The sequence below is a fragment of the Kitasatospora sp. P5_F3 genome, assembly GCF_054049135.1.
In genome coordinates, this window is the sequence record NZ_JBFUMY010000111.1 from 1 (window position 1) to 12,281 (window position 12,281).

Genomic DNA, 12,281 nt, shown 5'->3' on the forward strand with positions numbered 1-12,281 from the left:
CAGCAGGGCCGGGTCGAGGTGCCGCCGCCCGCCGGGCCGGGCGGGCGGGCGGCCGCCAGGGCCGCTGCCAAGGGCAAGGGCGGGCCGGCGGGTCCGGGCGGGAAGAAGCGCAAGCAGAAGAAGGTCGTGGCCTGGGTGGCGACCGGGGCGATCGCTCTGGTGGTGCTCACCGGCGGCGCGATCTACCTGAAGCTGAACGGCAACATCAGCACCTTCGACAGCGATGGCCTCAGCTCGGACCGCCCGGACGCGGCCGCTCCCGACGCGAACGGCAACACCCCGATCAACGTGCTGCTGATCGGCTCCGACTCACGGGCCGGCGGCAACGCCGACCTGGGTGGCGGCGAGGACGGCGGAGCCCGCTCGGACACCACGATCCTGCTGCACGTCTACGCCGACCGGAAGCACGCAGTGGGTGTCTCCTTCCCCCGCGACGCGATGGTTGCCCGCCCCAAGTGCAAGCTGCCGAACGGGAAGTGGACCAAGGAGGAGACGAGCATCCAGTTCAACTCGGCCTTCTCGGTCGGCGAGACCGATGCGGGCAACCCGGCCTGCACCCAGAACACCGTGGAGAAACTCACCGGCCTCCGGGTTGACCACACCATCGTGGTGAACTTCCAGGGCTTCGCCGCGATGACCAGCGCGGTCGGCGGTGTCACCGTCTGCCTGCCGAACGCCATCTACGAGGGAAACCTCAACCCCAATCTCGGCCACAAGGGCAAGCAGATCTTCCCCAAGGGCGAGCAGACCGTCTCCGGCCAGAAGGCGCTCGACTACGTCCGGCTCCGGCACGGCGTGGGCGACGGCTCCGACATCGGCCGGATGAAGCGTCAGCAGGCCTTCCTGTCCGCCCTGATCAAGGACGTCAAGAGCAAGGGCATGGACGCCACCACCCTGCTCCCGCTGGCCAACGCGGCCACCAAGTCGCTGATCGTGGACGAGGGCCTCGGTTCGGCCGCCAAGCTGCTCTCGTTCGCGATGTCGATGAAGAACATCGACCTGCACAACATCCAGTTCATCACCACCCCCTGGCGCTTCGACGGCTCCCGGGTGGCCCTGGTGAAGCCGGACGTCGACGTGCTCTGGCAGGCCCTCAAGTCCGGCAGGACACTGGACGGCCAGGACGCCAACGTTGGCGGCGCCGCACCGAGTTCGGCCCCGGCCGCGCCGGTCAGTTCGGCCCCGGCCGCCCCGCCGGCCCCCGTCAAGGGCACCGGGATCAAGGTCTCGGTCTACAACGGCACCAGCACCGCCGGGCTCACCACCGGTGCGGTGAACGCCCTCAAGGAGTCCAAGTTCACCGTCGGCACGGTCGGCAACGCCTCCACCCAGACCCATGCCACCACCGTGGTCCAGTACGGCCCCGGCCAGAAGGTCTCCGCCCAGACCGTCGCCGACCTCTTCCCCGGCGCCACCCTGGAGTCCTCCAGCAGGGTGGGCATCAACCTGGTCCTCGGCAAGGACTACGCCGCCGCCCACGGGGCCACCACCACCCCCGTCACCACCCCGACGGCCATCCCCAGCAGCATCGCCGAAGCCGCCCGCCCCGCCGACACCGCCGCCTGCGACGACGTCTCCTACGGCCCGGCGGGCGGCTAGGCAGGCACCCGAGCAGCTACGGTCAGGAGCTGCCTCCGCTAAGCGAAGAGCCGTTCCAGCACGACGGCCACGCCGTCCTCGTCGTTGCTGACCGTCACTTCGTCCGCGACCGCGAGCAGTTGCTCGTGCCCGTTGGCCATCGCCACCCCGTGGGCGGCCCAGCCGAACATCGGCACGTCGTTGGGCATGTCCCCGAACGCGATGGTCTCGGCACCCTTCACGCCGAGCCGGTGCGCCGCGACCGCGAGCCCGGTGGCCTTGGTCAGGCCGAGCGGGAGCAGTTCCACGATCCCGGCCCCGGCCATGGTGACGCCGACCAGGTCGCCGGCGACCCGCTGGGCCACCTCCGCCAGGGAGTCGTCGCCGTGCCCGGGGTGCTGCACGTAGAGCTTGCTGATCGGAGCCACCAGCAGCTCCTCGGCGCCGACCTGACGGATCGGCAGCCCGGAGCCGGTCTGCAGCTGGTAGCCGGGCCCGGCCAGCACCTCGCCGTCCAGCCCGTCCTGGTTGGCCGCGATCGCCAGCGTGCCGATCTCGGCCTCTATCTTGGCGATCGCCTCCGCCGCCGCCCGGCGGTCCAGGGTCAGCGAGGTGAGCAGCCGGTGCTCCCCGGCGTCGTACACCTGGGCGCCCTGCCCGCAGACCGCGAGCCCGGTGTAGCCGATCTCGTCGAACACCGGCCGGGCCCAGACTGCGGACCGGCCGGTGACGATGATGTGCAGCGCCCCGGCCGCGACGGCCCGGGCCAGCGCGGCGCGGGTGCGCGGGGTGACGGTCTCTGCCGAGTTCAGCAGCGTCCCGTCCAGGTCGGTCGCGACCAACCGGTAGGGCCCGGAGGTCACTTGACCGGTTCCAGGACGGCTCGTCCGCCCAGGAAGGGCCGCAGCGCCTCCGGTACGGCGACCGAACCGTCGGCCAGCTGGTGGTTCTCCAGGATCGCCACGATCATGCGCGGGACGGCGACCAGGGTGCCGTTCAGGGTGGCCAGCGGACGGACCTTGCCGCCCTCCTCGCGCAGCCGGATGGCGAGCCGGCGGGACTGGAACTCGGTGCAGTTCGAGGTCGAGGTGACCTCGCGGTACTTGCCCTGGGTCGGGATCCAGGCCTCGATGTCGAACTTCCGCACCGCCGAGGAGCCGAGGTCGCCGGAGGCGACGTCGATCACCCGGTAGGGGAGCTCGAGCGCGTTGAGGAAGTCCTTCTCCCACTGGAGCAGGCGACGGTGCTCGGCCTCGGCGTCCTCGGGCGTGGTGAAGACGAACATCTCCACCTTCTCGAACTGGTGCACCCGGATGATGCCCCGGGTGTCCTTGCCGTAGGTGCCGGCCTCGCGGCGGAAGCAGGACGAGTAACCGGCGTACCGCAGCGGCAGCTTGTCCGCGTCGATGATCTCGTCCATGTGGTACGCGGCGAGCGGGACCTCGCTGGTGCCGACCAGGTAGCGGTCCTCTTCCTCGAGGAAGTAGACGTTCTCCGCGGCCTGGCCGAGGAAGCCGGTGCCGTCCATGGCCGCCGGGCGGACCAGGGCGGGGGTGATCATCGGGGTGAAGCCGGCCTCGACCGCCTGCGCGACCGCCATGTTGACCAGGGCGAGCTCCAGCAGCGCGCCGACGCCGGTCAGGTAGTAGGAGCGCGAGCCGGCCACCTTGGCGCCGCGCTCGGTGTCGATCGCGCCGAGGACCTTGCCCAGCTCGACGTGGTCCTTGGGCTCGAAGCCCTCGGCCGCGAAGTCGCGCGGGGTGCCGATCTCCTCCAGCGTGACGAAGTCCTCCTCGCCACCGACCGGGGCGGCGGGGTCGATCAGGTTGGCCAGCTGACGGAGCAGTCGGTCGGCCTCCTCGGTCGCCTCGCGCTGCTCGGCCTCGGCCGCCTTGACCTCGGTGGCGAGTACGCCGGTGCGCTTGAGCAGCTCGGCCTTCTCGTCGCCCTGGGCCTTGGGGATCTGCTTGCCGAGCGTCCTCTGCTCGTTGCGCAGTTCGTCGAAGCGACTGCCCGAGGAGCGGCGCCGTTCGTCGGCGGAGAGGAGGGCGTCGACCAGGTCGACATCCTCACCACGGGCACGCTGCGAGGCGCGCACTCGGTCGGGGTTCTCACGGAGCAGGCGAAGGTCAATCACGTGGCAAGCCTACCGGGGCAGGGCTGCCGGACCGGTACCTGATTTGCTGTCGCTGTTCGGGTCCGCTGGGGCCGGAGGGGCTGGAAGGACTGAAGTGGCAGCTTCCTGTCGTATATGTCGCTTTCTGCCCGCTTCTCTGGCATCCTGCCCCCGCTCATTCGCCCCGGCGCAGGTCAGCGCGGTGTGGCCGGCCCGCCAGGCCTGTGGATAACTGCCGTCAATCTGTGGATAACTGCTGTGCAGAGGTCGCCCGGGGCCGGATTTCCACAGGCTCGACCTCGGGCCTGTGGATGACCGGGATGTGCAGGCCGGACCGGTGATCTGCGAAGGAATTGAGGTTTCAAACCCCGATTCCTCCTCTCAGGTGAGGGAATTCGCGCACTCGGACGGGTGATTTGCCGGAGGAAGGATGACTCTGGTCCGATTAGTCGGCTCTGGCCGAGAAGCGGATGATCTGACCGGCCCGGCCAGTGGATATGCCGGTTTGTCGACTCGTCCCCAAGCCTGTGGATAACTGTGGATAACTCGGCCGGGGCCCGCCTGTGGATGGATCGGGGGACTGTGGACGAAGCCCGCCGCCCGCCGASGGGKGCGGCGGGCGGCGGTACGGAACGGTCGGTCGACCGGCCGGGTGAAGCTGTCGGCGTGTCGGGAATTGGCATTTCCGGGCATGAAATGACCGATTCGGATCACCTTCGAGCGGGGCGACCTCAGGCCTCGCCGCGCCCGTCCAGTGCCCGGGAGAGCCAGTCCGCGGCCAGGCTGAAATCCTGGTCCGAGGTGCCGGGCCGCAGCGCGGTCGGCTGCCCCTGGTCCGCCCGGGGATAGGAGCCGAGGAACCGGACCTGCGGGCACATCCGCCGCAGCCCCATCAGTGCCTCGCTCACCCGGCGCTCGCTCAGGTGCCCTTCGCAGTCGATCAGGAAGCAGTAGTTGCCGAGCCCCTCGCCGGTCGGCCGGGACTCGATCCGCATCAGGTTGATCCCGCGCACCGCGAACTCCTGCAGCAGCTCCAGCAGCGCACCCGGGTGGTCGTCCGGCAGCCAGACCACCATCGAGGTCTTGTCCGACCCGGTCGGCGAGGACACCCGCCCCGGCCGCCCCACCAGGACGAACCTGGTGGTCGCGTTGGCCGCGTCGTGGATGTCGGTGACCAGTGGTTCGAGACCGTAGATCGGCGCGGCGAACTCCCCGGCGAACGCCCCGTCGAACCGGCCCTCCTGCACCAGCCGCGCGCCGTCCGCGTTCGAGGCGGCCGACTCCCAGCGGGCGTCCGGCAGGTTCGCGGCCAGCCAGCGGCGCACCTGGGGCTGGGCCACCGGGTGGCTGGTGACGGTCTTGATGTCGTCCAGCGCCGTCCCCGGCCGCACCAGCAGTGCGAACGAGATCGGCAGCAGCACCTCACGGTAGATCATCAGGGCGGTGCCGGTGGCGAGTTCGTCACTGGTGGCGGTGACGGCACCCTCGACGGAGTTCTCGACCGGCACGAACGCACCGCTCGCCTCGCCCGCCCGCACCGCGTCCAGCACGGCCGGCACCGAAGCCATCGGCACCAGCTCCCGGGTCGCGGCCTCCGGCAGCGTACGCAGCGCCGCCTCCGTGAACGTTCCGGCGGGACCGAGGTAGGTGTAGCGGGTGGCCGACATGCCGCCTCCGTACGAAATGCATCTGGTGCTGCCCGACCAACCCACCTTAGTCACTCCCCCGGCCCACCACTCCCGCCGTCCGGCCCGTGGGCACACGGCGCAGCACCAGAGGCTCGGGGAACTGCGAGGAGGTCCGGCGCCGGGGTCACGTACGAAAGTTCCTGACCACTTACGTACAGATCACCTTGTACGAGGTCGGCGTCGCAGTTCCCCGAGCCCCTGGACAGTGCAAGCTCGGGAGGCGCCTCAGTCCAGTAGGAACTGCCCCACGTACCCGCCTTCGGGCGCCCCCGGCGGCACTGCGTAGAGCCCACTGGACTCGTGCCGGAGGAACCGCGACAGCCCGTCCCCCCGCGCCAGCTTCCGCTGCACCGGTACGAACCCGGTCAGCGGGTCGGCCTGGAAGGCCACGAAGAGCAGCCCCGCGTCCGGCGACCCGTCCGCCGAGACCCCGTCCGCGTACGAGAACCCGCGCCGCAGCATGGTCGCCCCGCTGTTCGAGGCCGGTGCCGCCACCCGGACGTGGGCGTCGGCCGGGATGGCGAGGGTGCCGTCCGCGCCCCGGGCCGTCAGGTCCACCGCGGTGGTCTCCGTGCCGCCCGAGAGTGGGGCGCCGTCGGACTTGCGGCGGCCGACCACCCGTTCCTGACGGTCCGTCGGCAGGCTCTCCCAGTTGTCGAGCAGCATCCTGATCCGCCGGACCACCGCGTACGTGCCCCCGGCCGGCCAGCCGTCGCCGGCGCCGCTGGTGAAGATCTTCTCCTCGAAGCCGTCCTGGCCCGGCTTCGGGTTGTTGGTGCCGTCCACCTGACCCATCAGGTTGCGGCCGGTCATCGGGTGCGGGGTGGCACCCGGGGTCCGGCCGAAGCCGGTCATCTGCCAGCGCTGAGTGGCCAGTCCGGCGGCCTGCCGCTGGAGCACGCGCAGGGCGTGGAAGGCGACCAGGGCGTCGTCGGCACCGATCTGCACCCAGAGGTCGCCGTCGCTGCGGGCCCGGTCGATGGCGTCCCCGGGGAAGTCGGGCAGCGGGGCGAGGCCGGCCGGGCGACGGTCCGTCAGACCGGTCCGGTCGAACAGCGAGGCGCCGAAGCCGAAGGTGACGGTCAGCGAGCACGGCCCGGCGTCCAGCGCGATCTGGTTCTCCGCCGACGGGGCGTCCGCTCCCCGGGTCAGCCGGGCGGCCGTCGCCGACCACTGCTGCATCAGCTGCCGCAGCCCGTCCCGCCCGGCCCCGTCGGCCAGGTCGAAGGCGGCCAACTGCACGCGCGCCTGGGCGGGTTGCAGGATGCCCGCCTGCCGGGGCCCGTGGAACGGGATCGCGGCCCGGCCGAGCGCGGCGCCGGTGTCGGCGGAGGAGCCGGGGGCGGCCAGGGCCTGCTGCCCCAGCGCGCCACCGGCCACCCCGACGGCCAGGCCGGCGGCCCCGGCGCTGCCCAACAAGGCACGGCGGGAGAGTCCGGAGAGAGAGGTCATACGGTGTCAGCCGATCTTGAGCGGTTTGACCTCGGTCACCTGGTCGATGTCGGAGGACCGTACGGTCACCGACACCACCCAGTTGCCCGCGAGCGGGAGTTGGCCGGTGCCGGACCAGCGGCCCGGGCCCTCGGCCTTGAGGGTGGCCGGGAGCGGGCCGAGATCCCGGTCCGGCAGGGTGAAGGCGAGCTCCACCTCGGGCACCTCGACCGGCTGTCCCGCGGTGTCGGTCAGGGTGAGCTGCACGCTGTTCAGCCCGACGCCCGCCGGGTTGACGGCGACGGTGGCGGTGCCCTTGGCGTTCGGGGTGCGGCCGCCGGTGTCGTACGGGAGTTTGAGCTCCACGGTCTTCCCCGGCACCGTGCTGGGGATCGCGCCCGGCAGGGTGGCCGGGCCGCGGCCCGGGGCGGCGGCGACCGCTTCGGCGACCTTGCCGGGCGGGGTGTTGGTCAGCATCGTGGTGACCACCAGGACGACCACCGCGACCGCGGCCTCGACCAGGACGGACCGGCGCAGCCCCGCCCGCGCGGGCGTGCCGTCGCGTTCCTGACGCACCGTCGCCTCGGCCCGGGCCGCCTGCTGCCTGGCCAGTTGCGCGGCCCGTACCGGGTCGGCCCCGACGGCCGCCGGTTCGGACGCCTCAGTCGCCGGCCCGGCCGAAGCTTCGGGAACCGGGGCCTCCGCAACGGGACCGGAGCGCAGCCGGGCCACCCACCCCCGGGAGAACCAGGCGACGCCCACCATCGCGACCACCGCGCCGGTCTTGAGCAGCAGCAGCCGCCCGTACTCGGTGTCCACCAGTGCGCCCCAACTGCCCAGTCCGCGCCAGGCCTGGTAGACGCCGGTCAGTACCAGCACCCCGACGGCGCCGGACGCCAGTTTCGAGAACCGCTCGACCGTCCGTACGTCGACCCCGCTGCGCAGCGCGAGCAGCAGCGTGGTCAGTCCGCCCAGCCAGAGCGCCATCGCCAGCAGGTGCACCATCGCGGCGGGCAGGGCCAGCCAGACCTGGTCGCCGACCGAGGCGTGGTCCGCCCCGGCCCAGGTGGCGGAGAGTGCGACGGCCAGCACCAGACCGGCCACGCCGAGGCCCAGCCGGGCGTCCCGGAGCGGGCGGTCGGCGGCCCGCTGCTCCAGCTGCCGCAGCTCGTCCTGCTCACCGTCCGCGTCCTGCAAGGTCTCCGGCCTGGCCTGCCCCAACTGCCCGACCAGCAGCGACAGGAAGACCCCGGCCGCCGCGAGCAGCAGCAGCCGGACCGACAGCGCCGTCCCGATCCGCTCGTCCAGGGTGCTGCGCACCAGCGAGAGGTCGAACGCCTGCCCGATGCCGGTGCCCCGCTCGTACGGGCCGCGCAGCAGCAGCACCGCGACCGTGGAGACCAGCAGCGACACCCAGCCGGTCATCAGCAGCCGCTGCACCGACCGGACCGCCGCCCCGGCGGGCCAGCAGAGCAGCACGAACGCGGCCGCCCCGGCCAGCAGCGCGAAGGCGGCGTACGCGACGGTCCGTCCGGTGCCGTAGGCGAACGCGACCGCGCCGTTCGGCTTGACGTCCTGGAGCGCGGCGGCCGAGACCGTGGTCGCGGAGGGGGCGCCGATCGAGAAGGTGAAGGCGCCGCCGATCGGGTGCGAGTCCTCCGAGACGGCCCGCCAGGCCACCGTGTAGGTGCCGTTGGCGAGCCCGCTCCGGAGTGAGACCCGGGCGGTGGCGGCCTTGCCGTCGACGTGGCCAGGCTCGCCGGAGTCCACCGACGCACCGTCAGGTCCGAGCACCCGGACCGAGTCGGGAGAGAGCGAGACGCCCTCGCTGAAGGTCAGCGACACGGCGGCCGGCGCGGTGGCCACCACCGCGTTGTTCGCCGGGTCGGTGGAGACCAGCGTCGCGTGCGCGGCCGCCGTACCGGCGCTGCCGATCAGCAGCAGCCCGGCCGTGACCACGACCGTCAGCAGGGCACCAAGCCTCTTCCACATGAGCTACTGGCTCCCGGGTCGGTAGGTGAGGGACTCGACCGGCACCTGGACGGCGATGATCTCGCCCTTGGCGAAGGTGAGTTCGAGTTCGAGCCGGTCGCCGACCGCGGGTGTCTTCGTCCAGCCCATGATCATGAGGTGGTTGCCGCCCCGGGACAGCTGCAGCTCGCCGTTGGCGGGCACCGGGAAGGACGACACCTCCTCCATCGTCCGCTCGGTGGAGCGGTGCATGGTGACCGACGCGGCGCCGGGGCTGCGGACGCCGATCAGCTCGTCACCGCCCGCCCCGGAGTTACGGACCGTCAGGTAGCCGGCGGCCATCCCGCCCGGGCTCGCCGGTATCGGGATGTAGGAGTCGACCACACTCAGCCTGGCCACCGCGGCGGGGCTGTCGGAGCCGCAGCCGACCAGCACCGTGCCGACGGTCAGCGCGCCGGCCAGCGCGGCGCCGAGCAGGGCCCGGCGGCGGAACGGACTCATGCCGGCACCCCCTTGGCCAGCAGCGGCAGGTCGTGCTCGAAGGTCTGCACCGAGGTGCTGCTCAGGTAGAGCAGGTGCGCCTTGTCGTCCTGCGGCAGGAAGGTCAGCACCTGGGCGCCGTGCGAGGAGGTGACGCTGCCGTCCTTGTTCACGATCGGGTCCTCGACCAGGACGCCGAGCGACCTGGCGGCGGCCTTCACCTGGTTCAGGTCGCCGGTCAGCCCGACGAAGTTCTTGCCCATCGCGTCCAGCCAGGTGCGCAGCACCTGCGGGGTGTCCCGCTCGGGGTCGGTGGAGACGAAGACCACGTCGATCTTCTTCTGCTCCTCCGCCGGGAGCTTGGCCATCGCCACCCCGATGTCGCCCATCGTGGTCGGGCAGACGTCCGGGCAGCTGGTGTAGCCGAAGAACAGCAGGGTGGGGCGCCCGGCGGTCTGCTTGCGCAGGTCGAAGGGCTGCCCCGAGGTGTCGGTGAGGGTCAGCTCGGGCTTCTCGAAGTGCCTGCCCAGCACGGTGGCCTGGTAGGGCGAGTTGCTGCTCTCCTTCGAGACCTTGACCGGGCCGTCGGCGCTGCCGCCGCCGGAGCCGCAGGCAGTCAGGGCGAGGGCGGCGGTCAGCGCGAGGGCGGCGGCGCCGAGCAGTCGGGAGGAAGGGGTACGTGCCATTGCGGAGGTCCGATCGTGGAGCGTGCTGTGGCGGGGCCCCGCCGCCCGGGGGGGCGGCCGCCGGGTGGCGCGCGGCGGCCGGGACCGGCCCGGAATCAGGAGGCGCTGCCGCTCTTGCGGCGCAGGCCGGCCACACCGAGCGCGGCGCCGATCACGCCGACCACGATGCCGACCACACCGAGGGTGCGGGCGGTGGAGTCGTCCGAGCTCATCGAGGCGTGCTCGGCGGCCTGGTCCTTGGTGGCGTCGGCGGAACCGGCGTGGTGGTCGCCCGCAGCGGCGGCGGCCTTGGTCAGGGTCAGCACCGGGGCGGGCTTGGCGGGCTCGGCCTGGCCCTCCTTGGCCTCGTCGATCCAGCGCACCACGTCACCGTTGTCGTAGGTCTGCAGCGCCTTGAAGGTGAGCTTCTCGGTGTCGGCCGGCATCGCGCCGAGCGAGACCGAGAAGTCCTGGTACTGGCCGGGGCCGACCTTGACGCCCGCGTCGGCGGTCCAGGTGATCTTGGAGACCGCCTCGGTGATGTCCTTGCCGTGCGCCTTCAGCGGCTTGTCGAGCTTGGACTTCTCCAGGGTGGCGGTCCAGCCCGGGATCGGCTGGGTGCGCACCGAGGCCATCGGGTGGTCCAGCGGCAGGTTGATCTCCAGCTTCACCGTCGAGGCGGTGTCGCTCTCGTTCGGCACCCGGAAGGCGACGGCGCTGTAGCCGCCCTGCGGGACCGAGCCCGGCTGGACGGTGACGTGCGCGAAGGCGGGGGCGGCCAGCGCGAGCACGGACGCGGCGGCGACGGTGGCGGCAGCGGCGAGACGACGGGCAGGAGAGATTCGCATGGCAGTGGGCTCCAACGGGAGACGGGCACGCGGGCAGGCCGGAACGGCGGCGCGCGTACGCAGAGGGGAGTGACGGACAGCCAGGGCCGTACGCGCGCTCCCGACGAGGTCTCAGGTCAGCGCGCGTACGCAGCCGCGGGCGGGCCACGGCGGAGCAGGCTGTGCCGCAGGGCGGCCGCGCCGGGCAGCCGCCAGTCGCCCGCCCGGGGTGCGCGGGGCCGGCCCCGGCCGGTCGTCGCCGGGCCCAGCAGCAGGGTGAGGACCAGCGCGAAGGCCGTCCGCAGCGGGGCGGTGAACTCCTGCGCCACGTCCGCCGTCAGCCGCAGCAGCCGCCACAGGGCGGCCTCGCCACGGCGCAGCCACCAGCCGGCCAGCACGGCGGCGGCCAGGTGGCCGAGCAGCATCGGACCGGTCAGTCCGAGCCAGCCGCCGGTCTCGGGCATCGCGGCCGCCGGGTACGCGTCCGGATCGAGGCCGGCGGCGCTGACCAGCCCGCCGGGGTTGTCGATCAAGGCGGCGGTGCCGCTCTCGTCGCAGACCAGCCGGCTCGCCACCTGAGGCAGCGTCAGCGCGCCGCCGTGGTGCATGCCCGGCATCGCGGCACCGCACAGGAAGTGGAAGACCAGGTGCAGCCCGAGCTGACCGGCAGTCAGCGCGCCCGCGATGGCGAGCAGTGAACGCTCCCGCCCACCGAGCAGTACCGCCAGTGCGCAGACCGCCGCGAACCCGGTCGCCAGTGCGGGCAGCCCGACCTCGCCGTTGCCGACCAGGGCGTGCCCGGCGGCCGCGATCAGCGTGCACACCAGGGCGAACGGCACCGCCCGGGCAAGCCGCAGATCCCAGGCGGCGGCCGGGGCACGGAGGCCCGCTGCGGCAGCACCCGGGGACGGGGCGGGGCGGTGGTCGGTCATGGCTGAGCCATCCTCTCACCGCCTACACCGGCGGCTGGGAGAGGGGCGGAAAAAGTACCGCGTATTGGCCCGTTCGGGTCCGGCGTGCGCGCGCGGCCGTGCGCCGTTCGGGCACACCCTGCTGCACCAGTCCATCCGCCGAACGGGCGGTACCTGGCCTTCTGCACGGTTCACCACGGAATCGGCCGGAGATACCTAGTTGTATGTGGAGCCGCAGCCAGGAGGGACCTCCCGTGGACATCTGGTGGACTCTGCACCTCAAGCGCGACCCGGCCAGCGTTCCGCTAGCCCGGCGCATCCTGCTCGGCGCGATGGACTCCGCCGGTGTCGATCCGCAGGTCGCCTTCGACCTCGGCATCGCCCTCACCGAGGCCTGCGCCAACGCCGTCGAGCACGCCACCTCCACCCGACCGGACGAGGGTTTCCAGGTCACCGCGTCGATCTCCGGCGACCGCCTGCGGATCGAGGTCACCGACACCGGCCCCGGCCTCCCCCCGGCCACCGCCGCCTCCCGGCCCTTCGCCCTGCCCCCGCTGCGCCGCCAGGCCGGCCCCGCGATCCGCCCCCCGGGCCGCTGCCGCACCCGCCGGGGC

The 12,281-nt window shown here is 72.5% G+C and carries 11 protein-coding genes; 2 read left to right on the forward strand and 9 right to left on the reverse strand.

Annotated features, from left to right (window positions below):
• The first annotated feature begins 18 nt into the window (after positions 1-18).
• On the forward strand, positions 19-1,599 hold the full coding sequence (locus tag ACXJMZ_RS34515; protein ID WP_457033978.1) for an LCP family protein: 1,581 nt from the start codon (positions 19-21) through the stop codon (positions 1,597-1,599).
• Between the two features lie 38 nt (positions 1,600-1,637).
• Here ACXJMZ_RS34515 and ACXJMZ_RS34520 read toward each other — a convergent pair whose 3' ends face one another.
• The 9 genes from ACXJMZ_RS34520 to ACXJMZ_RS34560 all read right to left on the reverse strand — a co-directional run bounded on the left by ACXJMZ_RS34520 (position 1,638) and on the right by ACXJMZ_RS34560 (position 11,688).
• A complete protein-coding gene (locus ACXJMZ_RS34520) occupies positions 1,638-2,441 on the reverse strand; it encodes an HAD family hydrolase (RefSeq protein WP_457033968.1) in 804 nt (267 codons plus the stop codon).
• A complete protein-coding gene (gene serS / locus ACXJMZ_RS34525) occupies positions 2,438-3,715 on the reverse strand; it encodes a serine--tRNA ligase (protein ID WP_457033969.1) in 1,278 nt (425 codons plus the stop codon). Before serS ends, ACXJMZ_RS34520 begins: the two co-directional genes overlap by 4 nt.
• A 710-nt stretch (positions 3,716-4,425) precedes the next feature.
• Entirely contained in the window at positions 4,426-5,361 is a 936-nt protein-coding gene (gene pheA, locus ACXJMZ_RS34530; protein ID WP_457033970.1) for a prephenate dehydratase, read from the reverse strand.
• A gap of 246 nt (positions 5,362-5,607) precedes the next feature.
• Positions 5,608-6,834, reverse strand: coding sequence for an iron uptake transporter deferrochelatase/peroxidase subunit (gene efeB, locus ACXJMZ_RS34535; RefSeq protein WP_457033971.1), 1,227 nt, complete (start codon positions 6,832-6,834; stop codon positions 5,608-5,610).
• Positions 6,835-6,840: 6 nt separating this feature from the next.
• A complete protein-coding gene (locus ACXJMZ_RS34540) occupies positions 6,841-8,805 on the reverse strand; it encodes a copper resistance CopC/CopD family protein (RefSeq protein ID WP_457033972.1) in 1,965 nt (654 codons plus the stop codon).
• Between the two features lie 3 nt (positions 8,806-8,808).
• Positions 8,809-9,285, reverse strand: coding sequence for a copper chaperone PCu(A)C (locus ACXJMZ_RS34545; RefSeq protein WP_457033973.1), 477 nt, complete (start codon positions 9,283-9,285; stop codon positions 8,809-8,811).
• Positions 9,282-9,950, reverse strand: a complete 669-nt coding sequence (locus ACXJMZ_RS34550; protein ID WP_457033974.1) for an SCO family protein — start codon at positions 9,948-9,950, stop codon at positions 9,282-9,284. Before ACXJMZ_RS34550 ends, ACXJMZ_RS34545 begins: the two co-directional genes overlap by 4 nt.
• Positions 9,951-10,045: 95 nt before the next feature.
• The gene (locus ACXJMZ_RS34555; protein ID WP_457033975.1) at positions 10,046-10,777 is read right to left on the reverse strand and encodes a YcnI family copper-binding membrane protein; all 732 of its coding nucleotides are present in this window, start codon (positions 10,775-10,777) and stop codon (positions 10,046-10,048) included.
• Positions 10,778-10,893: 116 nt separating this feature from the next.
• Complete coding sequence (locus tag ACXJMZ_RS34560; protein WP_457033976.1) at positions 10,894-11,688, reverse strand: hypothetical protein; 795 nt, start codon at positions 11,686-11,688, stop codon at positions 10,894-10,896.
• 233 nt (positions 11,689-11,921) lie between these two features.
• Between ACXJMZ_RS34560 and ACXJMZ_RS34565 the strand changes: the two genes are divergently transcribed.
• Positions 11,922-12,281, forward strand: a 360-nt coding sequence (locus ACXJMZ_RS34565; protein ID WP_457033977.1) for an ATP-binding protein, incomplete at its 3' end; no start/stop codon positions are given.